18 protein-coding genes and 1 pseudogene are annotated in these 22,530 nt (G+C 70.9%); 11 read left to right on the forward strand and 8 right to left on the reverse strand.

What is annotated here, in order from left to right:
* Positions 1 to 13: 13 nt before the first annotated feature.
* The 8 genes from ACZ404_RS11855 to ACZ404_RS11890 all read left to right on the forward strand — a co-directional run bounded on the left by ACZ404_RS11855 (position 14) and on the right by ACZ404_RS11890 (position 11,418).
* Positions 14 to 940 carry a carbohydrate ABC transporter permease gene (locus tag ACZ404_RS11855; RefSeq protein WP_468438590.1) on the forward strand — a complete coding sequence of 309 codons (927 nt, stop codon included), beginning with the start codon at positions 14 to 16 and terminating at the stop codon, positions 938 to 940.
* 4 nt (positions 941 to 944) lie between these two features.
* Positions 945 to 1,871 (forward strand): carbohydrate ABC transporter permease, encoded by a 927-nt coding sequence (locus ACZ404_RS11860; RefSeq protein ID WP_468438592.1) that lies wholly within the window; start codon positions 945 to 947, stop codon positions 1,869 to 1,871.
* Between the two features lie 939 nt (positions 1,872 to 2,810).
* A complete protein-coding gene (locus ACZ404_RS11865) occupies positions 2,811 to 4,010 on the forward strand; it encodes an ROK family transcriptional regulator (protein ID WP_468438594.1) in 1,200 nt (399 codons plus the stop codon).
* A gap of 134 nt (positions 4,011 to 4,144) precedes the next feature.
* Positions 4,145 to 5,233: a sugar ABC transporter substrate-binding protein gene (locus tag ACZ404_RS11870; protein WP_468438596.1), complete on the forward strand. Its 1,089-nt coding sequence runs from the start codon at positions 4,145 to 4,147 to the stop codon at positions 5,231 to 5,233.
* A 252-nt stretch (positions 5,234 to 5,485) separates the two neighbouring features.
* Positions 5,486 to 6,277 (forward strand): ATP-binding cassette domain-containing protein, encoded by a 792-nt coding sequence (locus tag ACZ404_RS11875; RefSeq protein WP_468438989.1) that lies wholly within the window; start codon positions 5,486 to 5,488, stop codon positions 6,275 to 6,277.
* Between the two features lie 11 nt (positions 6,278 to 6,288).
* The gene (locus ACZ404_RS11880) at positions 6,289 to 7,617 is read left to right on the forward strand and encodes a sugar ABC transporter permease (protein WP_468438990.1); all 1,329 of its coding nucleotides are present in this window, start codon (positions 6,289 to 6,291) and stop codon (positions 7,615 to 7,617) included.
* Positions 7,618 to 7,816: 199 nt separating this feature from the next.
* The gene (dxs, locus tag ACZ404_RS11885) at positions 7,817 to 9,745 is read left to right on the forward strand and encodes a 1-deoxy-D-xylulose-5-phosphate synthase (RefSeq protein WP_468438598.1); all 1,929 of its coding nucleotides are present in this window, start codon (positions 7,817 to 7,819) and stop codon (positions 9,743 to 9,745) included.
* A gap of 152 nt (positions 9,746 to 9,897) precedes the next feature.
* Positions 9,898 to 11,418, forward strand: coding sequence for an amino acid permease (locus ACZ404_RS11890; protein WP_468438600.1), 1,521 nt, complete (start codon positions 9,898 to 9,900; stop codon positions 11,416 to 11,418).
* 97 nt (positions 11,419 to 11,515) lie between these two features.
* Here the strand turns inward: ACZ404_RS11890 and ACZ404_RS11895 are convergent.
* Both ACZ404_RS11895 and ACZ404_RS11900 read right to left on the reverse strand, forming a co-directional pair.
* A pseudogene (locus ACZ404_RS11895) lies at positions 11,516 to 11,698 on the reverse strand (fibronectin type III domain-containing protein); the annotation flags it as partial.
* A gap of 35 nt (positions 11,699 to 11,733) precedes the next feature.
* Complete coding sequence (locus ACZ404_RS11900) at positions 11,734 to 12,135, reverse strand: NTP pyrophosphohydrolase (RefSeq protein ID WP_468438602.1); 402 nt, start codon at positions 12,133 to 12,135, stop codon at positions 11,734 to 11,736.
* A 71-nt stretch (positions 12,136 to 12,206) separates the two neighbouring features.
* On the opposite strand from ACZ404_RS11900, the gene ACZ404_RS11905 reads away from it, so the two are divergent.
* Positions 12,207 to 13,223, forward strand: a complete 1,017-nt coding sequence (locus tag ACZ404_RS11905; RefSeq protein ID WP_468438604.1) for a DUF8189 domain-containing protein — start codon at positions 12,207 to 12,209, stop codon at positions 13,221 to 13,223.
* A gap of 54 nt (positions 13,224 to 13,277) precedes the next feature.
* On the opposite strand, the gene ACZ404_RS11910 is transcribed toward ACZ404_RS11905, so the two are convergent.
* The 5 genes from ACZ404_RS11910 to ACZ404_RS11930 form a co-directional block, all read right to left on the reverse strand.
* Positions 13,278 to 15,407 carry a 3-hydroxyacyl-CoA dehydrogenase NAD-binding domain-containing protein gene (locus ACZ404_RS11910; protein ID WP_468438606.1) on the reverse strand — a complete coding sequence of 710 codons (2,130 nt, stop codon included), beginning with the start codon at positions 15,405 to 15,407 and terminating at the stop codon, positions 13,278 to 13,280.
* Positions 15,404 to 16,633 carry a thiolase family protein gene (locus ACZ404_RS11915; protein ID WP_468438992.1) on the reverse strand — a complete coding sequence of 410 codons (1,230 nt, stop codon included), beginning with the start codon at positions 16,631 to 16,633 and terminating at the stop codon, positions 15,404 to 15,406. The genes ACZ404_RS11910 and ACZ404_RS11915 overlap by 4 nt, the downstream gene beginning before the upstream one ends.
* A 383-nt stretch (positions 16,634 to 17,016) precedes the next feature.
* Positions 17,017 to 18,312, reverse strand: coding sequence for a ribonuclease D (locus ACZ404_RS11920; protein ID WP_468438608.1), 1,296 nt, complete (start codon positions 18,310 to 18,312; stop codon positions 17,017 to 17,019).
* Between the two features lie 161 nt (positions 18,313 to 18,473).
* Complete coding sequence (locus ACZ404_RS11925) at positions 18,474 to 19,133, reverse strand: helix-turn-helix transcriptional regulator (protein ID WP_387512466.1); 660 nt, start codon at positions 19,131 to 19,133, stop codon at positions 18,474 to 18,476.
* A 282-nt stretch (positions 19,134 to 19,415) separates the two neighbouring features.
* A complete protein-coding gene (locus ACZ404_RS11930) occupies positions 19,416 to 20,093 on the reverse strand; it encodes a DUF3000 domain-containing protein (protein WP_468438610.1) in 678 nt (225 codons plus the stop codon).
* Between the two features lie 132 nt (positions 20,094 to 20,225).
* Between ACZ404_RS11930 and hemE the strand changes: the two genes are divergently transcribed.
* A complete protein-coding gene (gene hemE, locus ACZ404_RS11935) occupies positions 20,226 to 21,293 on the forward strand; it encodes a uroporphyrinogen decarboxylase (protein ID WP_468438612.1) in 1,068 nt (355 codons plus the stop codon).
* Between the two features lie 19 nt (positions 21,294 to 21,312).
* Here the strand turns inward: hemE and ACZ404_RS11940 are convergent, their stop codons facing one another.
* Positions 21,313 to 22,137 carry a rhomboid family intramembrane serine protease gene (locus ACZ404_RS11940; RefSeq protein WP_468438614.1) on the reverse strand — a complete coding sequence of 275 codons (825 nt, stop codon included), beginning with the start codon at positions 22,135 to 22,137 and terminating at the stop codon, positions 21,313 to 21,315.
* Positions 22,138 to 22,229: 92 nt separating this feature from the next.
* Here ACZ404_RS11940 and ACZ404_RS11945 point away from each other — a divergent pair, with 92 nt between their 5' ends.
* Positions 22,230 to 22,514: a hypothetical protein gene (locus ACZ404_RS11945; RefSeq protein WP_468438616.1), complete on the forward strand. Its 285-nt coding sequence runs from the start codon at positions 22,230 to 22,232 to the stop codon at positions 22,512 to 22,514.
* The last annotated feature ends 16 nt before the right edge of the window (positions 22,515 to 22,530 follow it).

The following is a 22,530-nucleotide window of genomic DNA, read 5'->3' on the forward strand; positions in this document are numbered from 1 at the left end:
CACCGGAGTGGCGATGCAGCACGGCAAGTACCGGTTCATTGTGGGGTTTCTGGCACTGCCCCTCGGACTGTACGCGCTCTTCGTGGTGTGGCCGTTCATCCAGTCCATCTACTACTCGTTCACGGACTGGACCGGCCTCAGCCCCGAATTCAAGATGGTCGGCTTCGACAACTACACGAGGATGTTCCACGACGACATCTTCTGGAAGTCGCTCCAGCACAGCCTGCTCTTCGCCCTGGTGCTGCCACTGGTGACACTCGGCATGGCGCTGTTCTTCGCCTTCATGATCAACGTGGGCGGGCGGCGCAGAAGGGGCGGCCCCGCGATCTCCGGGGTCCGGGGCTCGTCCTTCTACAAGATCGTCTACTTCTTCCCGCAGGTGCTGTCCATCGCGATCGTCTCGCTGCTGTTCGCCTTCGCGTACAACCCGGACAGCGGTGCCATCAACTCGCTGCTGCGCGGTGTCGGGCTCGACAGCGTGCAGCCGCTGTGGCTGGGCGACCCGAGCCTCGCGCTGTGGTGCGTGATGGCGGTGCTGGTCTGGTCCACCGTCGGGTTCTTCGTGGTCCTGTTCTCCGCGGGCATGGCCTCGATCCCGGCCGAACTGTACGAGGCGGCGCTGCTGGACGGCGCGAGCCGCGCCGCGACCTTCTTCCGCATCACCCTGCCGCTGCTGTGGGACACCGTGCAGTCGGGCTGGGTCTACATGGGCATCCTCGCGCTGGGGGCGGAGTCCTTCGCGGTGGTCCAGATCATGACGACCGGCCCGGGCGGGCCGGACTACTCGACGACCGTGATGGTCCTGTACGTGTACCAGAAGGCGTTCCGGGACGGTCAGGCCGCCTACGCCACCACCATCGGCGTCGCCCTGCTCGTCGTCACGCTCGCGTTCGCGGCGATCGTGATGCGGCTGGGCCGTCGCGAGCGGCTGGAGTTCTGAACCGATGAAGACGACCGAGACCCCCGCCCCGCTGCCGGCCGAGTCCGGCCCGAGCGTGTCGAAGGTGGCGGTGCCGCCGGCCGTGCGGCCCGCCGCGAAGAAGAAGGAGGGCGCCGCCCTCAACGTCTTCTCCCACGGCATCCTCGTCCTCTGGGCGGTCATGGTGGTCATGCCGCTGCTGTGGGCGGTGATGACGTCCTTCAAGGACGACGGCTCCATCTTCGGCTCACCCTGGTCGCTGCCGGACAGACTGCACTTCGACAACTGGGCGCGGGCGTGGACCGACGCCAACATGAGCGACTACTTCCTGAACACCGTGCTGGTGGTCGGGGGCTCGCTCATCGGCACGCTGGTCCTCGGCTCGATGGCCGCGTACGTCCTCGCCCGCTTCGACTTCCCGGGCAACCGCTTCATCTACTACCTGTTCATCGGCGGCATGAGCTTCCCGATCATGCTGGCGCTGGTCCCGCTCTTCTACGTCGTGAACAACATGGGCCTGCTCAACACGATCCACGGCCTGATCCTGGTCTACATCGCCTACTCGCTGCCCTTCACGGTGTTCTTCCTCACGGCGTTCTTCCGCACCCTGCCCACGTCGGTGGCCGAGGCGGCGTTCGTGGACGGAGCCTCGCACACCCGTACGTTCTTCCAGATCATGCTGCCGATGGCCAAGCCGGGCCTGATCAGCGTGGGCATCTTCAACTTCCTGGGCCAGTGGAACCAGTACATGCTCCCCACGGTCCTCAACACCGACCCCGACAAACGCGTCCTCACCCAGGGCCTGGTCCAGCTGGCCGTCAGCCAGGGCTACAAGGGCGACTGGTCCGGCCTCTTCGCCGGCCTGGTCATGGCGATGCTCCCGGTCCTGGCGGCGTACATCGTCTTCCAGCGCCAGGTGGTGGCGGGCCTGACGGCGGGTGCCCTGAAGTGAGGGCGACGGGGTCCGGCTGAGGCCCGGGAGCATCGGCCGGAGCCGCGGCACCGGGGGAGCCGTCGATGCCGGCCCTCGTATTCGCGTTCGCGATGCGCACCCGGGCCGTCAGACACCGGCGACCACGCCCCCGCGCCCGGTTCCCGAGCCCGCCGCGGGGCCTGGTGCCGGCGAACCGCGCCGCTGGGAGACGTGACCGTGCGTTTCCCGGTGCAGGCGGCCCGGAATCTCCGCCCCGGCGCCCTCGGCGTTCTGCGGCTGCGCGCTCTCCGGCTGCCTCCGCCGCACTGCCCCGGGGGTGCCCGGCCTCCGGCCGCCCTGTCCGCCCCCGGCACGCCGGGCGCGTCTTCCCGGAGCGCGACAGGTGCGACAGCCGGGGCGCCGACCCGCGCCCGGGCTTCCGGCCCGGGTGCGACATGCCGCCGAGGGCGCATGCCCGCCGGTGCCTGCCCCGGGGAGCGCCCCGCTTTCGAGGCTGAACGGTGCGCCGGCCTCCGCCCGCTCCGATCCCGTCCAGCCGATCGGTGGACCGTGTGCCCGCGCCGCGGCCTCCCGTGGGTCCCACCCCCGCCTTTGCCGGTTTTCGGAACTGAACGATGCGCCGGCCTCCGTCCGCCCCCGCTCCCTGGCGCGCCCCGCTGCCGTCACGGTTTCCGGGGATGAACGATTCCCCGGAGCCCGCCCCGCTACCTCCAGCACCCCCCTGGCCCACGGGAAGGGCCCCGCCGTCACCCACTCCGAAGTGGCCCGGAGGTGGCCGCGGAGGGGCGGGCGCGGTATCACGGATGTGACAGCGATTTCCGTCAAGGACTTGACTGCGGTAACCCGTACAGCCGAGCTTGGAGTTCATAACTTGTAAGTGGCCCGGTTCCGTAGATGTGACCTGGGCCACGGGCGGCGACAGGGGCCGCCCGGCCGATGGCGGGAGTGGATGGGTCGATGGAGACTCCGGGGTCGCAGTCGTCGCTGCACCGAGCCAACCTGGAACGAGTCGTACGGGCCGTGCGGCTGGCCGGGTCGCTCACGCAGGCGGAGATCGCGCGGACGACCGGCCTGTCCGCCGCGACGGTCTCCAACATCGTGCGTGAGCTGAAGGACGGCGGGACCGTCGAGGTCACGCCCACGTCGGCGGGTGGACGCCGGGCCCGCAGCGTCAGCCTGAGCGGCGACGCCGGCATCGTGATCGGCGTCGATTTCGGGCACACCCACCTGCGCGTCGCGATCGGGAACCTCGCGCACCAGGTCCTCGCCGAGGAGTCCGAGCCGCTGGACGTCGACGCCAGCTCCACCCAGGGCTTCGACCGGGCGGAGGAACTGGTCAACCGCCTGATCGCGGCCACGGGCGTGGACCGGACCAAGGTGGCCGGCGTCGGGCTCGGCGTGCCCGGTCCGATCGACGTCGAGTCGGGCACCCTCGGGTCCACCGCGATCCTCCCCGGCTGGGGCGGCACCAAGCCCGCCGAGGAGCTGCGCGAGCGGCTCGGCGTACCCGTGCACGTGGACAACGACGCCAACCTCGGCGCCCTCGGTGAGCTGGTCTGGGGCAGTGGCAAGGGCGTCCGTGATCTTGCTTACATCAAGGTCGCCAGCGGCGTCGGCGCCGGTCTGGTGATCAACGGGAAGATCTACCGAGGCCCCGGCGGCACAGCAGGTGAAATCGGACATATTACACTCGACGAATCCGGCCCGGTCTGCCGTTGCGGGAACCGTGGCTGCCTGGAGACCTTCACGGCCGCGCGCTATGTGCTCCCGCTGCTCCAGCCCAGTCATGGCACCGACCTGACCATGGAAGGCGTCGTGCGACTGGCCAGGGACGGAGACCCGGGCTGCCGTCGGGTGATCGCCGACGTCGGCCGCCACATCGGCAGTGGAGTGGCCAACCTGTGCAATCTGTTGAACCCGAGCCGGGTCGTCCTCGGCGGTGATCTCGCCGAGGCCGGAGAGCTCGTCCTCGGGCCCATCAGGGAGTCCGTCGGCCGCTATGCGATCCCCAGTGCGGCGCGTCAACTGTCCGTTCTCCCAGGGGCGTTGGGGGGCCGTGCGGAGGTGCTCGGAGCGCTTGCCCTCGCGCTGAGCGAGATGGGCGATTCGACCCTTCTGGACGGCTCGGTGGCCGTCTCCGCCCTCGCCTTCACTTAGAGAACGAATGACGCCGTTGCCATCTCGTTAAGTATTTACTTCTTGACGTCGCACGTGTGGCCGAGTTGACTTCCAGCCACCTCGGCCGCGGCGTTGCGGCCCTGTCAGGGAGGCACCCCCAAATGAACGCAACGATGCGTAGAGTCGTGATCGGAACCGCTGCGGTTTCGATGGCCCTGTCGATGGCCGCCTGTGGCAAGGCCGGCGACAAGAAGGACGACTCCGGCAGCAGCTCCTCCGGTGGCGGCAAGACCATCGGCCTGCTGCTCCCCGACAGCGTGACCGCGCGCTACGAGCAGTTCGACAAGCCGTTCTTCGAGGCGAAGGTCAAGGACCTCTGCTCCGACTGCAACGTCGAGTACGCCAACGCCGCCGGTGACGCGGCCAAGCAGGCTCAGCAGGTCAGCAGCATGATCACCAAGGGCGTCAAGGTGATCGTGATCAGCGCCCAGGACTCGGCCGCGATCAAGTCCTCGATCCAGACCGCCGTCAACAAGGGCATCAAGGTCGTGGCCTACGACCGCCTCGCCCAGGGCCCGGTCTCCGCGTACGTCTCCTTCGACAACGTCAAGGTCGGCCAGCTCCAGGGTCAGGCGCTGCTGGACGCCCTCGGCTCCAAGGCCACCAAGAAGTCGAAGATCGTCATGATCAACGGTGACGACGCCGACCCGAACGCCGGCCAGTTCAAGAAGGGTGCCCACGAGGCCCTCGACGGCAAGGTCGACATCGCCTACGAGCAGTCCGGCCTGTGGAAGGACACCGTCGCCGCGCAGAAGATGAAGGCGGCGATCACCCAGCTCGGCGCCAAGAAGATCGCGGGCGTCTACTCCGCCAACGACGGCATGGCCGGCGGTATCGCCACCACCCTCAAGGGCGCCGGCATCAGCGGCATCCCGCTGACCGGTCAGGACGCGGAGCTCGCGGGCATCCAGCGCATCGTCGCCGGTGTCCAGTCCAGCACCGTCTACAAGGCGTTCAAGCCGGAGGCCGACGCCGCCGCCCAGCTCGCGGTCGACCTGCTGCAGGGCAAGGACATCAAGTCCCTCGCCAACCAGACGCTGACCAGCGGCTCCGGTGACAAGGTGCCCTCCCAGCTGCTGACCCCGGTGTCGGTCACCAAGGCCAACATCAAGGACACGGTGATCAAGGACAAGCTGTACACCGTCCAGCAGATCTGCACCGCCGACTACGCCAAGGCCTGCAAGGCCGCCGGCCTCCAGTAGTCACCCGCTCGCAGTAGCGACCCTCCGCCGGTACCGGCCGCCGATCGAGCGGCAGTGACCGGACGGCGGACCCGCGAAGCTCCTCCGACGCCCGCCCCGGCCTTCAGACCCCGCTGCCGGGCGGGCGTCGGACGGACCCGTTGCCAAGGGCAGCGGATTCGCGCATGTTCATCTTGTAAACCACGTGCCTTGCACGTCCCTCCGCGCCTGTCCCCCAAGCGCGGCATCCCCGCCGGTCAGGCGGCGAAGGAGATGGTTCACGTGTCCGCTACGCCCGTGCTGGCGTTGCGCGGAGTCTCCAAGCGATTCGGTGCGGTCCAGGCCCTCACCGACGTCGAGCTGGAGGTCCACGCCGGTGAAGTGGTCGCCCTGGTGGGCGACAACGGCGCAGGAAAGTCCACCCTGGTCAAGACGATCGCCGGTGTGCACCCCATCGATGAGGGCGTCATCGAGTGGGAGGGCAGGCCGGTCAGCATCACCAAGCCGCACGACGCCCAGGGACTCGGCGTCGCGACGGTCTACCAGGACCTCGCCCTGTGCGACAACCTCGACGTGGTCGGCAACCTCTTCCTCGGGCGCGAGTTGCTGCACCGGGGCGCCATCGACGAGGTGTCGATGGAGAAGCAGGCCCGCGAGCTGCTGAGCACCCTCTCGATCCGCATCCCGAGCGTGCGCATCCCGATCGCCAGCCTCTCCGGCGGTCAGCGCCAGGTCGTCGCCATCGCGCGCGCCCTGATCGGCGACCCGAAGGTCGTCATCCTCGACGAGCCCACCGCCGCCCTCGGCGTCGAGCAGACCGCCCAGGTCCTCGACCTGGTCGAGCGGCTGCGCGAGCGCAACCTCGGTGTCATCCTGATCAGCCACAACATGGCCGACGTCAAGGCGGTGGCGGACACCGTCGCCGTCCTGCGCCTGGGCAGGAACAACGGCTCCTTCCCCGTGAAGAGCACCAGCCACGAAGAAATCATCGCCGCGATCACGGGTGCCACGGACAATGCCGTGACGCGTCGTGCGGAGCGTCGCACCACGGAGGCGGCCAAGTGAGTGAGAAGACCGTGAAGGGCGAGAACGCGCCCAAGACCGAGAAGGCCGACACCGTCGCGAAGTCCGCCACCACGGTGGCCCCGGCCGACGACCCCACGGCCGCGCCGGTGCCGGTGGTCGACCCGCGCCTGCTGGTCCGCGACGAGGGCCTGAAGGGCTACGTCACCGAGTTCAAGCGGAAGATCAAGGGCGGCGAGCTCGGTTCGCTGCCGGTGTTCGTGGGCCTGGTCGTCATCTGGACCATCTTCCAGCTGGAGAACGGCCGGTTCCTGAGCGCCGACAACCTCTCGAACATCAGCTACTTCCTCTCGGCCACCGGCATGCTCGCCATCGGCCTGGTGTTCGTGCTGCTGCTCGGTGAGATCGACCTGTCCGTCGGTTCCGTGAGCGGACTGGCCTCGACGGTGTTCGCCGTGTTCGTGGTCAACCACGGCATGAACGGCTGGCTGGCCCTCGTCCTGACCATCGTGACCGGTGTCGGCATCGGCGCGCTGCAGGGCTGGTTCTTCGCGAAGATCGGCGTACCGGCCTTCGTCGTGACCCTGGCCGGCTTCCTGGGCTGGAACGGCCTGATGCTGTGGCTGCTCGGCTCCAGCGGCACCATCAACATCCCGGACGACTCCGGGCCGGTGCACCTGTTCGGCCAGAACTCCTTCTTCATGGACCAGGACATCATCGGCGCCTACCTGCTGGCGGGCCTCGGTGTCGTCCTCTCCCTCGTCGGCAACCTCAACGAGCAGCGCCGCCGCAGGGCCGCCGGCGTGCCGTTCCGGCCCACCAGCGAGATCCTGCTGCGCGTCGGCGTCCTCGCCATCGCCTCCTTCGCCGCCGCCGCGGTGCTGAACAACTCCGCCGGTGTCTCCAACGCCCTGGTGATCTTCCTCGCGGCGCTGGTGATCGTGGACTTCGTGCTGCGCCGTACCACGTACGGACGCAAGGTGTTCGCAGTCGGCGGTGGCATCGAGGCCGCGCGTCGTGCCGGTATCAGCGTGCCGATGGTGCGGATCACCGTGTTCGCCATCTCCGGCGGTTTCGCGGCGCTCGGCGGCATGTTCTTCGCCGGCCAGACCGCGAGCGCCACGCTGAACGCCGGCGGCGGCAACACGCTGATGCTCGCCATCGCGGCCGCCGTCATCGGTGGTACGAGCCTCTTCGGCGGCCGTGGTTCGGTGTGGTCGGCGCTGCTGGGCATGCTGGTCATCCAGTCGATCCAGACGGGTCTGGACCTGCTGAACATGAACACGTCGATCCAGTACATGATCACCGGCGCGGTGCTGCTGGGTGCGGTGGTCATCGACTCGGTGTCGCGGCGCAGCCAGAAGGCGGCCGGGCGGGCGTAGCCGGTTCGCCCACGCGCCGCAGGGGCGCGGTGGTACTGCGGTGCCGGTCCGTCGTGGCTGGTCGCGCGGTGCCCCGCGCCCCTTGACGCTGCCCGGTGCCTTCCCAGGTGCCGGGCGCTGTCGTGTCGTGCAAAGGCGGAACATTAGACTCGTCGAGCCCGGCAACAGCTCGATCAGCTTTTACTGCAAGGAGGCACGGGTGCCGCTGCTGACCCGCATCACGGGACCGCGCGATCTGGACCGGCTCAGCCTGGAAGAGCTGGACCGGCTGGCAGAGGAGATCCGGACCTTCCTCGTCGACGCGGTGTCCAAGACCGGCGGCCACCTCGGCCCGAACCTCGGTGTGGTGGAGCTGACCATCGCCCTGCACCGGGTCTTCGAGTCGCCGAAGGACAAGGTGCTGTGGGACACCGGTCACCAGTCCTATGTGCACAAGCTGCTCACCGGACGGCAGGACTTCTCCCGGCTGAAGATGAAGGGCGGCCTGTCGGGCTACCCCTCGCAAGCCGAGTCCGAGCACGACGTCATCGAGAACAGCCACGCCTCCACCGTGCTGGGCTGGGCGGACGGCATCGCCAAGGCCAACCAGCTCAAGAAGCGGGACAGCCATGTCGTCGCCGTCATCGGTGACGGCGCCCTGACCGGCGGCATGGCCTGGGAGGCGCTGAACAACATCGCCGACGCCAAGGACCGCCCGCTGGTCATCGTCGTCAACGACAACGAGCGGTCGTACGCGCCGACGATCGGCGGCCTCGCCAACCACCTGGCGACCCTGCGGACCACCGACGGCTACGAGCGGTTCCTCGCCCGCACCAAGGAGGTGCTGGAGAAGACGCCGGTGGTCGGCAAGCCGCTGTACGAGACGCTGCACGGCGCCAAGAAGGGGCTGAAGGACTTCATCGCCCCGCAGGGCATGTTCGAGGACCTGGGCCTGAAGTACGTCGGCCCGATCGACGGGCACGATATCGAGGCGCTGGAGTCGGCGCTGGCCCGGGCCAAGCGGTTCGGCGGGCCGGTCATCGTGCACTGCCTGACCGAGAAGGGCCGCGGCTACCAGCCCGCCCTGCAGGACGAGGCCGACCGCTTCCACGCCGTCGGCAAGATCCACCCCGACACCGGCCTGCCGATCGCCTCCTCGGGTGCCGACTGGACCTCCGTCTTCGGCGACGAGATGGTCAAGCTGGGCGAGGAGCGCGAGGACGTCGTCGCCATCACGGCGGCCATGCTCCAGCCGGTCGGCCTGGACCGGTTCGCCAAGCGCTTCCCCGAGCGGGTCTACGACGTCGGGATCGCCGAGCAGCACGGTGCCGTGTCGGCGGCGGGCCTGGCCCACGCCGGGGTGCACCCGGTCTTCGCCGTGTACGCCACCTTCCTCAACCGCGCCTTCGACCAGGTCCTGATGGACGTGGCCCTGCACAAGTGCGGCGTGACCTTCGTCCTGGACCGGGCCGGCGTCACCGGCACCGACGGCGCCTCCCACAACGGCATGTGGGACATGTCGATCCTGCAGGTCGTCCCGGGGCTGCGGCTGGCCGCCCCGCGCGACGCCGACCAGGTGCGGGCCCAGCTGCGCGAGGCCGTCGCCGTCGAGGACGCGCCCACCGTCGTCCGCTTCTCCAAGGGCGCCGTCGGCCCCGCCGTACCGGCCGTGGGGCGCGTCGGCGGCATGGACGTGCTGCGCGAGCCCGGCACCGACCGGCCGGACGTGCTGCTGGTCTCCGTGGGCGCGCTCGCCCCGATGTGCCTGGAGATCGCCGGTCTGCTCGACCAGCAGGGCATCTCCACCACCGTCGTCGACCCCCGCTGGGTCAAGCCCGTCGACGAGGCCATGGCCCCGCTCGCCGAGCGCCACCGGGTCGTCGTCACCGTCGAGGACAACTCCCGCGTCGGCGGCGTCGGCTCGGCCGTCGCCCAGGCGCTGCGGGACGCGGGCGTGGACGTACCGCTGCGCGACTTCGGCATCCCGCCGCGCTTCCTCGACCACGCCTCGCGCGCCGAGGTGCTCGCCGAGATCGGCCTGACCGCGCCGGACATCGCCCGCCAGGTCACCGGGCTGGTCTCCAAGCTGGACGGCCGGTTCGACCGTACGGCCGACGCGGTGGACTCCGTCGAGCCCGCGCGCGACTAGCGCGAAACCCGCCCCACGGGCCGGTTCCCCCCTTCCACGGGTGGCGGAACCGGCCCGTTTGCGTGAACCTGCCCTTGCCGGGGCATACGCATCCCCGGCCCTCTCGATCATGTCGAGCCATGTCGAGGACGACAAGCGTGGGAGGTAGGCACGTGAGGAGCACGCTCTTCAGGACGAAGAACGTCGAGCAGTCCATCCAGGACACCGAGGAACCCGAGCATTCGCTCAAGAAGTCCCTCTCCGCCCTCGACCTGACCGTCTTCGGCGTCGGCGTCATCATCGGCACCGGCATCTTCGTCCTCACCGGACAGGTTGCCAGGAACAACGCCGGACCGGCGGTGGCCCTGGCCTTCGTGGCGGCCGGCGTGGTCTGCGCGCTGGCCGCCCTCTGCTACGCCGAGTTCGCCTCCACGGTGCCCGTGGCGGGCTCCGCGTACACCTTCTCGTACGCCTCCCTCGGGGAACTGCCCGCCTGGATCATCGGCTGGGACCTCGTGCTGGAGTTCGCGCTCGGCACGGCGGTGGTGGCCGTCGGCTGGTCCGGCTACATCCGCTCGCTGCTCGACAACGCGGGCTGGCACCTGCCCGCCTACCTCGCGAGCCGGGACAACGCCAGCGGCTTCGGCTTCGACATCCTCGCCGCCGCGCTGGTACTGGTGCTCACGGGCATCCTCGTCCTCGGCATGAAGCTGTCCGCCCGGATCACCTCGCTCGTCGTCGCCATCAAGGTGACCGTCGTCCTCATCGTGATCATCGCCGGCGCGTTCTTCATCACGGGCAGCAACTACCAGCCGTTCATCCCCAAGCCGGAGCCGGTGGCGGCGGGGGCCAGCCTGAAGGCACCGCTGATCCAGCTGATCTTCGGCTGGGCACCGGCCAACTTCGGGGTGATGGGCATCTTCACCGCCGCCTCGGTGGTGTTCTTCGCGTTCATCGGCTTCGACATCGTCGCCACGGCCGCCGAGGAGACCCGCAATCCGCAGCGGGACATGCCGCGCGGCATCCTCGGCTCGCTGCTCATCTGCACCGTGCTCTACGTCGCCGTGTCCATCGTCGTCACCGGCATGGAGAAGTACACCCGGCTCTCGGTGGAGGCGCCGCTCGCCGACGCGTTCAAGGCGATCGGGCACCCCTGGTACGCGGGCGTGATCAGCTTCGGTGCCGCCATCGGCCTGACCACCGTCTGCATGATCCTGCTGCTCGGCCAGACCCGGGTGTTCTTCGCGATGAGCCGCGACGGACTGCTGCCGCGCTTCTTCTCCCGCGTCCACCCGCGGTTCAAGACCCCGCACCGGCCGACCATCCTGCTCGGCGTGATCATCGCCATCGTGGCCGGCTTCACCAGCCTGAGCGAGCTGGCCGAACTGGTCAACATCGGCACGCTGTTCGCGTTCGTCGTCGTCGCGATCAGCGTCATCATCCTGCGCAAGACCCGCCCCGACCTGCCCCGCTCCTTCCGCACCCCCTGGGTCCCGGTCCTGCCCATCCTGTCGGTGTGCGCCTCGCTGTGGCTGATGCTCAACCTGCCCGCCGAGACCTGGCTCCGGTTCGCCATCTGGATGGTGATCGGCTTCTTCGTCTACTTCCTCTACGGCCGTACCCACAGCCGCCTCGCCGTGCGGGAGAAGACAGCGGGCCAGGTACCGGGCCCGCCGCCGGGGAACGCGCCGTAGGGCACGGCCGGCGGTTCCGTCCGGCCGCGACCGCCCGGCACCCGATCCGCTCGCGCCGGGGCGCCCCGACCGAGGGCGCCCCGGCGCCGTGCCAGGGCCGGTTGTCCCGGGAGGCGCCCCACGACAGCCGCACGGTCCGGCTGCCGACCACGCGCCCGGCCGCCTGCGAGGGCCGGGCCGGCGCCGAGCGATCCGCCGCGGCCGCCGCGGGCGTCCGCGCCCGCACCTCCCGGCTCGGCGGGCCGAGGCGGCCGTCCGTGTCCCGGGCCCGCACGGTGAAGAACCCGCGCTACGGGTCGTGTTCTGCGGCGCCGCCTACTCCTTGGGCCCGAGTACCGCGCGCGGACCGGTGACCTCGGCGCCCAGGTCCGTGACCCGGCGGCGCAGTTCGCGGTCGGCGGTGACCACCAGGCGGGCGCGGGCGGGGTTCTCGGCGGTCAGCTCCACGATGCGGTCGTCGCCGCTGCCCGGTGCCGAGTCGACCCGCACGCCGGGCACCGACTCCACGCCACGCGCCGCGCCCTCGACGACCAGCACGATCTCCGGCTCGGCCGGGAAGCCCGGCAGACCCTCGCCGGCCAGCCGGTCGCGCAGTCGCTCGGCGGCGCCCCGGCGGTCCCGCCACCAGCCGTCGGGCCGGGACCCGACGACGTTCGCGCCGTCGACGATCACGAGCACAGGGCCGTCCGGTTCCGGGGTGCCGAGGGGGTCGTCCATGGGCCCAAGGGTCCCACGCACCCGCCGGGGGCGGCACCCGGCGCCCTGGACCGGCGGCTTAGAGTGAGCCGGTGAACGGCGACTGGCTCCTCCGCGGCCGCAACGGCCGGCTCAGTGTCTACCAGCTGTCGGGCGATGCCGTCCTGTGCCGGGCGGAGCGCGGGCCGGGCGGCCCCTGGACCGACCCGCGCACGGTGGGCGGCGGCCAGAAGCTCCACCCCGTCCTCGCCGTCGGGCAGGGCACCGACGGCTACGCCCACCTCGTCTCCTGGCGGCCCACGACGAAGGGCGAGTCGGGCCTGGTGCACTCCACCCACTTCCGCCCGCACCTCGCGGCGCTGGACTGGACCCCGATCGGCCACCCGAACAAGAAGGGCGACCGCACCGGCACACCCGCCGTCGCCGTCGACGCGCAGGGCCGCGCCCATGTCTTCGTACGCAACGCCGACGGCGGCGTGAGCCTGCTCGCGCAGAAGGAGAAGGGCGGCTGGGAGCCCTGGCGGGACCTGAAGGGCAGCCGGGTCGAGGAGGGCCTCGCGGCGGTGACGGGGGAGTCCGGCAGGGTCGAGCTGTACGCGGCCGCTGCAGGAACCCTCCTGCACTGGCGTCAGGAGGCGCCCGGCGCCGAGCCGGTGCTGCAGGAGACGCTCGCGGCCCCGGTGCGCCCCGGCACCCTCCACGCCCTCGCCACGTCCGCCGACAGCACGACCGTGTTCTACACGGACACCTCGGGCGAGCTGTGCGCCTGGCGCCCCGGCGGCAAGCCGGTCACCCTGCTCACGGCGGCGGGGCCCGGCCCCGTCGCGGCCGTCCGCTGCGACCTCGACGGCCACGACTGCACCCTGCTGGCCCAGCGTGCGGCGAGCGGTCGCGTGGTCTTCGCCGCGTACCCCACCGAACTGGAGTCCGCGGGCGCCTGGTGGACGGAGTCGGGCCCCCGACTGCCGCTCGACGCCCTGGTGTCCCTCACGACGGACGAGGACGGCCGGGTGGCGGCGGCAACGTTGTCCCCGTCCACCGGACAGCTCCTGCTGACCCGGCGCAAGGACGAGCCGGGCCTGGCCCTGGAGGCGTGGCGGCAGGTCTGAACGCACGGGAAGGGCCCCCGCCGCAGCGGGGGCCCTTCGTCGAACGACCGGGTGTTACGCCGGGATGCTCGCCACGCCCGGTGCCAGGAACTTCTTGCCGTTCACGCGCTCCGAGACGCCCTCGCGGTCCAGGTACGGCGTGATGCCGCCCAGGTGGAAGGGCCAGCCGGCGCCCGTGATCAGGCACAGGTCGATGTCCTGGGCCTCGGCGACGACGCCCTCCTCGAGCATGAGCCCGATCTCCTGCGCCACCGCGTCCAGCACCCGCGCCCGCACCTGCTCCTCCGTCAGGACGACATCGCCCTGCTTCAGCAGCGCGGCGACCTCCGGGTCCAGCTCCGGCTTGCCGCTGTCGTAGACGTAGAAGCCGCGCTTGCCCGCCTTGACGACGGCGGCGAGGTTCGGGGAGACCGTGAAGCGGTCCGGGAAGGCCCGGTTGAGGGTCTCCGAGACGTGCAGGCCGATCGCCGGACCGACCAGCTCCAGCAGCACCAGCGGGGACATCGGCAGACCGAGCGGCTCCACGGCCTTCTCGGCGACCTCGACCGGGGTGCCCTCGTCGATGACGTTCTGGATCTCGCCCATGAAGCGGGTCAGGATGCGGTTCACGACGAACGCCGGGGCGTCCTTGACCAGAACCGCGGTCTTCTTCAGCTTCTTGGCCACCGCGAACGCCGTCGCGAGCGAGGCGTCGTCGGTCTGCTCACCGCGGACGATCTCCAGCAGCGGCAGCACCGCGACCGGGTTGAAGAAGTGGAAGCCGACGACCCGCTCGGGGTGCTTCAGCTTCGACGCCATCTCCGTGACCGACAGCGAGGAGGTGTTCGTGGCGAGGATCGCGTGCGCCGGGGCGACCGCCTCGACCTCCGCGAACACCTGCTGCTTGACGCCGATCTCCTCGAACACGGCCTCGATGATGAAGTCCGCGTCCGCGAAGCCCTCGGCCTTGTCCAGCACACCGGTGACCAGGGCCTTCAGGCGGTTGGCCTTGTCCTGGTTGATCCGGCCCTTGCCGAGCAGCTTCTCGATCTCGGCGTGGACGTAGCCCACACCCTTGTCGACGCGCTCCTGGTCGATGTCGGTCAGCACGACCGGCACCTCCAGGCGGCGCAGGAAGAGCAGCGCGAGCTGGGAGGCCATCAGACCGGCGCCGACGACGCCGACCTTGGTGACCGGGCGGGCCAGGTTCTTGTCCGGGGCGCCCGCGGGACGCTTGCCGCGCTTCTGCACGAGGTTGAACGCGTAGATGCCCGCGCGCAGTTCGCCGCCCATGATCAGGTCGGCCAGCGCCTTGTCCTCGGCGTCGTAGCCCTGCTGCAGGTCGCCGTTCTTGGCGGCGGCGACGATGTCGAGGGCGCGGTAGGCGGCCGGGGCCGCGCCGTGCACCTTGGAGTCCGCGATGAAGCGGCCCCGGGCGACGGCCTGGTCCCAGGCCTCGCCGCGGTCGATCACCGGGCGATCGACCTCGATGTCGCCCTTGAGGACCTGCGCGGTCCACAGCAGCGACTGCTCCAGGAAGTCGGCACCCTCGAACAGGGCGTCGGCGATGCCCAGCTCGAAGACCTGCTTGCCCTTGAGCTGCTTGTTCTGGTTGAGGCTGTTCTCGATGATGACCGAGACGGCCTTGTCGGCGCCGATCAGGTTCGGCAGCAGCGTGCAGCCGCCCCAGCCGGGAACCAGGCCGAGGAAGACCTCGGGCAGCGAGAACGCCGGGATCGCCTTGGAGACGGTCCGGTAGGTGCAGTGCAGGCCGACCTCGACGCCGCCGCCCATGGCCGCGCCGTTGTAGTAGGCGAAGCTGGGCACGGCGAGCTTGGACAGGCGCTTGAAGACCTCGTGGCCGCCCTTGCCGATGGCCAGCGCGTCCTCGTGCTTCGTCAGCAGCTCGACGCCCTTGAGGTCGGCGCCGACCGCGAAGATGAACGGCTTGCCGGTGATGCCCACGCCGACGATCTCGCCGGCCGCGGCCTCCTTCTCGACCTGATCGACGGCGGCGTTGAGGTTCGCCAGCGACGCCGGGCCGAAGGTGGTCGGCTTGGTGTGGTCCAGGCCGTTGTCCAGGGTGATGAGCGCGAAGCGCCCGGCACCGAGGGGCAGGTCGAAGTGGCGTACGTGCGCCTGCGTGACGACCTCGTCCGGGAACAGCTCGGCCGCGCCCTTCAGGAGTTCAGCGGTGGTGCTCACTTGTCGCCTCCGGCAGCGCTCTCGAAGTGCGGGTTCTCCCAGATGACCGTCGCGCCCATGCCGAACCCGACGCACATGGTGGTGAGGCCGTAACGGACCTGCGGCTGCTCCTCGAACTGGCGGGCCAGCTGCGTCATCAGACGGACGCCGGAGGAGGCGAGCGGGTGACCGAAGGCGATCGCGCCGCCGTACTGGTTGACGCGCTCGTCGTCGTCCGCGATGCCGTAGTGGTCGAGGAAGGCCAGGACCTGGACGGCGAAGGCCTCGTTGATCTCGAACAGGCCGATGTCGGAGATGCTCAGGCCCGCCTTGGCGAGGGCCTTCTCCGTGGCCGGGATCGGGCCGTAGCCCATGACCTCCGGCTCGACGCCCGCGAAGGCGTACGACACCAGGCGCATCTTGACGGGCAGGCCGTGCTCGCGGGCGAAGTCCTCGCTGGCGATGACCGAGGCGGTGGCGCCGTCGTTCAGACCGGCCGCGTTGCCGGCGGTGACCCGGCCGTGGACGCGGAACGGGGTCTTGAGACCCGAGAGGTTCTCCAGGGTGGTGCCCGGGCGCATCGGCTCGTCGGCGGTGACCAGGCCCCAGCCCGTCTCGCCGGCCTCGGGGTTGGTGCGGCGCACCGAGATCGGCACCAGGTCCTGCTGGATCTTGCCGTTGGCGTACGCCTTGGCGGCCTTCTCCTGCGAGCGCACCGCGTACTCGTCGGCGCGCAGCTTGGTGATCTGCGGGTACCGGTCGTGCAGGTTCTCCGCGGTCATGCCCATGAACAGCGCGGACTCGTCGACCAGCTTCTCGCTCACGAACCGCGGGTTGGGGTCCACGCCCTCACCCATGGGGTGGCGGCCCATGTGCTCGACACCGCCGGCGATGGCGACGTCGTACGCGCCGAAGGCGATGGAGCCGGAGACCGTGGTGACGGCCGTCAGCGCGCCGGCACACATGCGGTCGATGGAGTAGCCGGGGACGGACTGCGGCAGACCCGCCAGGATGCCCGCCGTGCGGCCGATGGTCAGGCCCTGGTCGCCGATCTGGGTGGTCGCGGCGATGGCGACCTCGTCCACCGTCTTCGGGTCCAGACCGGGGTTGCGGCGCAGCAGCTCCCGGATCGCCTTCACGACGAGGTCGTCGGCGCGGGTCTCGTGGTAGATGCCCTTCGGGCCCGCCTTGCCGAACGGGGTGCGGACGCCGTCGACGAAGACGACGTCCCTGACGGTACGAGGCACGTGGCTCTCCTCCAGGATGCGGGACGCTGAGCGCTTGCTCATGACCATGCTACTTGTGAGTAACGTAGCTGCCCAGTCCTGTCGCCTGGAGCGGCGAACGTCACACCGGGGGTGGAGCGGTCGGGGTGGGCCCTGCACGCGCAGGGGAGTGTGCGGCGGCCTGCCCGAGCCGCTCGCTCTCCGTTCACCACCGGCGTGACCTTGGTCCCGTGCGCGTCCGCCGCCGGTCCGGCGCCGCCGCCACGCGTCCAGCGGCTCCTCCCCGAGCGGCAGCGTCAACTGCTCTCGTACAGCGGCTCTCCGCCGTGCGGACGCGCCAGAAGGGGCGCGGGGAACGGCGCCAGCCACCACGGCGCACGGGCAGCCGCCGACACGAACCAGCGCTACGGCGACTGGGTACCCGGCGCCGTCAGCGCGGCGACCAGAACCGGCGTGACCAGCTCCACCTGCCACGGCCGTGCCCCGTACCCCGCCAGCGCGGCCTCCACGGCCGCCGGATCGGCAGCCGGCGGCTCCCAGCACAGCCGGCGCACGGTGTCCGGAGACACCACGTTCTCCTGCGGCATGCCCAGCCGCTCGGCCAGCGCCGACACCCCCGCCCGGGCAGCGGACAGCCGGGCCGCGGCGGCGGGGTCCTTGTCGGCCCAGGCGCGCGGCGGCGGAGGTCCCGTCACCGGCTGGCCGGGCTGGGGGAGCCCGGACTCCGGCAGGGCCCTGGCCCGGTCGACGGCGGCCTGCCACTGCTCCAGCTGGCGCCGCCCCAGCCGGTGCCCGAACCCGTTCAGCGCGGCCAGCGCGTGCACGCTGCTCGGAACCGCGAGCGCGGCCTCCACGATGGCCGCGTCGCTGAGCACCTTGCCCGGGGAGACGTCCCGCCGCTGCGCGATCCGGTCCCGCGTCTGCCACAGCTCCCGGACGACGGCCAGCTGCCGGCGCCGCCGCACCTTGTGCATCCCGGACGTGCGGCGCCAGGGGTCCTTGCGCGGCTCGGCGGGCGGCGCGGCCGCGATCGCGTCGAACTCCTGCAGCGCCCACTCCAGCTTGCCCTGCCGGTCCAGCTCCTTCTCCAGGGCGTTGCGCAGGTCCACGAGGAGCTCGACGTCGAGGGCGGCGTAGCGCAGCCACGGCTCGGGCAGCGGCCGGGTCGACCAGTCGACGGCGGAGTGGCCCTTCTCCAGCACGAAGCCCAGGACGTTCTCGACCATGGCGCCGAGGCCGACCCGGGGGAACCCGGCGAGCCGGCCGGCCAGCTCGGTGTCGAACAGGACGGTCGGCATCAGGCCTATCTCCCGCAGGCACGGCAGGTCCTGGGTGGCCGCGTGCAGCACCCACTCGACGCCGGACAGCACCGTGCCGAGACGGGACAGGTCGGGGCAGGCGACCGGGTCGATCAGCGCGGTGCCGGCGCCCTCGCGGCGCAGCTGCACCAGGTAGGCGCGCTGGCCGTAGCGGTAGCCGGAGGCGCGCTCGGCGTCGACGGCGACGGGTCCGGAGCCGGCGGCGAAGGCGGCGATCATCTCGGCGAGGGACGCCTCGTCGGCGATCACGGGCGGAATGCCCTCGCGGGGTTCGAGCAGCGGAACCGGCGTCCCCGTCACAGAAGACCCCGCGTCGTCCGGAGGGGTGCCTCCGTGGGTACGCAGGGAACTGTCTGCTGCGGTCTCTTGGGCGTCGGTCACCTGTCAAGGGTATCCGTGCGGGGACAGCACCCGTCGACGGAACGTTCCGTCGACGGGTGCCGGAGGGTCGTGAACCAGTCAGCCTGGTGAAACTTCCGCATCACATGAGTGAACCGGCTGCGCGCCGGGCGGCGTCAACAAGGAGGGGCGGTCTTAGCAGGTCAGTGGATGATTCCGGTACGCAGGGCCACCGCCACCATGCCGGCGCGGTCGCCCGTGCCGAGCTTGCGGGCGATGCGGGCGAGGTGGCTCTTGACGGTCAGGGCGGACAGGCCCATGGAGACACCGATCGCCTTGTTCGACTGGCCCTCCGCGACCAGCCGCAGCACCTCCACCTCGCGTCCGGACAGCTCGCGGTAGCCGCCCGGGTGGCTCGGGGCACCCGGGGGGCGGCGGTGCATACGGGCGGCGGCGCCGAGGGGAGTGGCGCCGGGCCGGGTGGGCAGGCCGATGTTGGTGCGGGTGCCGGTGACCACGTAGCCCTTGACCCCGCCCGCCAGGGCGTTGCGCACGGCGCCGATGTCGTCGGCGGCGGACAGCGCCAGCCCGTTGGGCCAGCCGGCCGCGCGGGTCTCGGACAGCAGGGTCAGGCCGGAGCCGTCGGGCAGGTGGACGTCGGCGACGCAGATGTCACGGGGGTTGCCGATGCGGGGGCGGGCCTCCGCGATGGACGAGGCCTCGATGACGTCGCGCACACCGAGGGCCCACAGATGGCGGGTGACGGTGGAGCGGACGCGCGGGTCGGCCACGACCACCATGGCGGTCGGTTTGTTCGGGCGGTAGGCGACCAGGCTTGCGGGCTGCTCGAGGAGAACGGACACCAGGCCTCCTGGGGTGGGGGGACGGGGCCGGCTTGTGGGGATGAAGCCGGGACGAACCGTGCTTTCAAGGTCACAGTCGTCTTCGGCAGCAAACCCGTCCGCCTTTAGAGAATGATCACGATCTAGTGAGTAACAATTCGTGCAATTCGGACACGCGATCGATCATCCGAAGATCGAGTCGCTTCGAGCCGATGCGATTCGAGTGCGGAAAGTGGCCGTATCGACAAAGAGATGGTCAACAAGGCGTACGCGAGGATTAACCGGCGGAAAGGGGCGGTCAGGTCACCGGGACTGCGGACCCCGGCGCTGCGGCAGGGTGACCACCGACGCGTCGCCGGGGCCGGCCGGGGGCAGCCCCGCGACCTGGGCCAGCAGATCGCACCAGGAGGCCAGGTGGGCCGCCGTGTCCGGCGCCCCGCCGAGCCCCTCGCGCGGCGTCCAGGAGGCCCGGATCTCGATCTGCGAGGCGGGCGGGCGCTCGGACAGCCCGCCGAAGTAGTGCGACCCCGCGCGCGTGACCGTGCCGCTCGGCTCGCCGTAGGTGAGCCCGCGCGACTGCAGCGCGCCGGTCAGCCACGACCAGCACACCTCGGGCAGCAGCGGGTCCACCGCCATCTCCGGCTCCAGCTCCGCGCGCACCAGTGTCACCAGCCGGAACGTGCCGTGCCAGGCGTCGTGCCCGGCCGGGTCGTGCAGCAGCACCAGCCGGCCGTCGGCCAGCTCCTGCTCGCCGTCGACCACCACGGCCTCCAGCGCGTACGCGAACGGGGCGAGCCGCTGCGGGGCCGGGGTGGGCTCCACCTCGACCTGCGGGCGCAGCCGGGCGCTGCGCAGGGCCTCGACCGCGGCACGGAAGGCCGGCGGTCCGGACGTGCCGGAAGGCCGGTCCGCCTCCCCGGTGTCCTTCGCGTCGTCCGTTCCGTCAGCGCTGTCCGACATTCGTCCCTGAGCCGCAGCCATGCGGGAAGGGTAAGGGAGCCGGTGCTCGGTGCCGGGCTAGACACCCCGCTCCGTTACCCGCCCTGCCGCCCGCGGGGCCGGCGGAGCCCCACGGCTGACGTGCGCCGACCGCCGTCGTGCGAGACTTGCCCCGTGACCGCGAACGACACTCCCACGGGCCCGCAGCCGGCAGCGACGTACGACAGCGCCTTCCTGAAGGCGTGCAGGCGTGAACCCGTTCCGCACACTCCGGTGTGGTTCATGCGCCAGGCCGGCCGCTCCCTGCCCGAGTACCGAAAGGTCCGCGAGGGCGTCCCGATGCTCGAGTCCTGCATGCGGCCCGAGCTGGTCACCGAGATCACCCTGCAGCCCGTGCGCCGGCACGACGTGGACGCGGCGATCTACTTCAGCGACATCGTCGTCCCGCTCAAGGCCATCGGCATCGACCTCGACATCAAGCCCGGCGTCGGCCCGGTCGTCGAGCAGCCGATCCGCACCCGCGCCGACCTCGCCCGGCTGCGCGACCTCACCCCCGAGGACGTCTCCTACGTCACCGAGGCGATCGGCATGCTCACCCGCGAGCTGGGCCCGACCCCGCTGATCGGCTTCGCCGGCGCGCCGTTCACCCTCGCGAGCTACCTGGTCGAGGGCGGTCCGTCGCGCACGTACGAGAACGCCAAGGCGATGATGTACGGCGACCCCGAGCTGTGGGCCGACCTGCTGGACCGCCTCGCCGACATCACGGCCGCCTTCCTGAAGGTGCAGATCGAGGCCGGCGCCTCGGCCGTGCAGCTCTTCGACTCCTGGGTCGGCGCCCTCGCCCCGGCCGACTACCGCAGGTCGGTCCTGCCTGCCTCGGCGAAGGTCTTCGACGCCGTCGCCGGGTACGGCGTGCCGCGCATCCACTTCGGTGTCGGCACCGGCGAGCTGCTGGCCCTCCTGGGCGAGGCCGGCGCGGACGTCGTGGGCGTCGACTGGCGGATCCCGCTGGACGAGGCCGCCCGCCGCGTCGGTCCCGGCAAGGCCCTCCAGGGCAACCTCGACCCGACGGTGCTGTTCACCGGCAAGGACACCGTCGAGGCCAGGGCCCAGGAGGTGCTGGACGCCGCCGCGGGCCTGGAGGGGCATGTGTTCAACCTCGGCCACGGCGTCATGCCGAACACCGACCCGGACGCGCTGACCCGGCTCGTGGAGTACGTGCACACGCACAGCGCCCGCTGAGGCCCGCGCTCTCCTCTCCTCACCACACCTGACGGGGCCGGGCCTGCCTGCCGAACAGCAGGCGGCGCGGCTCCGGCGGGGGCGGGGTGCCGGGCTTGAGCGGCCAGGCGAGCAGCATGCCCGCCACGAAGCCGACCACGTGCGCCGCGTAGGCCACGCTGCCGGTGCCGGAGACGCCGTGCCCGGAGGAGTACACGGCCTGCAGCCCGAACCAGAAGCCCAGCACCAGCCAGGCGGGCAGCCGGAGCGGCAGGAAGATCAGGAACGGCACCAGGACCCACACCCTCGCCCTCGGAAACAGCACCAGATAGGCGCCGAGGACCCCGGCGATGGCCCCGGAGGCGCCGATCAGCGGCTCTCCGGAGGTGGCGTTGAGCAGTGCGAAGCCGTACCCGGCAGCGTAGCCGCACACGACGTAGAAGAGCAGGAAGCGGATGTGACCCATCCGGTCCTCGACGTTGTTGCCGAAGATCAGCAGGAAGAGCATGTTGCCCAGCAGGTGCAGCCAGCCGCCGTGCAGGAACATCGCCGTGAACACCGACAGCGCCGGGGACTTGCCGTACGTCGGCGGCGCCACCACGCAGCCGGCGCCGTGCGGGCCCATGCCGATGTCTCCGGTGGGGACGACCCGGGGCATCTGATGGTGGATCAGTTCTCTCGGGACCGCCGCGTAGTGGTCCATGAAGGCCTGGAGATGGCACAGCTGCGCCAGGTTCCCTCCGCCGGACACGGAACCGGCCAGGCCCGGAGTGGAGAGGAAGACAAGGACGTTCGCGGCGATGAGGGCGTACGTCACATAAGGGGTGCGGCGCACCGGGTTCACGTCATGGACGGGGATGACCACACAGAAGTAGTGCCCGCGATGCGGCGCGCGAATCGGTGAACGCCGCCCGGCCGGGGCGCGTATGTCATCTCAACCGACGTGAGGATCAGGCGATGAGCGAACGAGTTACTCCTCCGATGCATGCGATGCCCGACGGCGAGGCGGAGGTCTCCCTGGTGGTGCGGCTCCCCTGGGAGGACGTCGCCCGGCTCGGCCAGGAGGCGGGGCGGCTGGCCGCGCAGATGCAGCGGCCCGTGACGCTGGACGAGGCGGTGAGCTACCGGCTGCGCTCCACCCGGCCGACCGCGTCCCACGCGAAGCCCGCCGGGGAGCAGCCCGCGGCCGTGTCGTCGTCCGCCGGTGTCACGTCCCTGCCGCGGATCAGCGGCACGGCGTAGATCCTCCGGTCGGACG

Source organism: Streptomyces sp. NPDC030798, assembly GCF_055572275.1.

What these genes read in the sequence shown, in the direction of transcription:
- ACZ404_RS11870 (WP_468438596.1), top strand. Translation starts at nt 4,145, where the DNA reads ATGCGTAGAGTCGTGATCGGAACCGCTGCGGTTTCGATGGCCCTGTCG.
- ACZ404_RS11865 (WP_468438594.1), top strand. Translation starts at nt 2,811, where the DNA reads ATGGAGACTCCGGGGTCGCAGTCGTCGCTGCACCGAGCCAACCTGGAA.
- ACZ404_RS11860 (WP_468438592.1), top strand. Translation starts at nt 945, where the DNA reads ATGAAGACGACCGAGACCCCCGCCCCGCTGCCGGCCGAGTCCGGCCCG.
- ACZ404_RS11855 (WP_468438590.1), top strand. Translation starts at nt 14, where the DNA reads ATGCAGCACGGCAAGTACCGGTTCATTGTGGGGTTTCTGGCACTGCCC.
- ACZ404_RS11875 (WP_468438989.1), top strand. Translation starts at nt 5,486, where the DNA reads ATGGTTCACGTGTCCGCTACGCCCGTGCTGGCGTTGCGCGGAGTCTCC.
- ACZ404_RS11930 (WP_468438610.1), bottom strand. Translation starts at nt 20,093, where the DNA reads ATGGCTGCGGCTCAGGGACGAATGTCGGACAGCGCTGACGGAACGGAC.
- ACZ404_RS11945 (WP_468438616.1), top strand. Translation starts at nt 22,230, where the DNA reads ATGAGCGAACGAGTTACTCCTCCGATGCATGCGATGCCCGACGGCGAG.
- ACZ404_RS11900 (WP_468438602.1), bottom strand. Translation starts at nt 12,135, where the DNA reads ATGGACGACCCCCTCGGCACCCCGGAACCGGACGGCCCTGTGCTCGTG.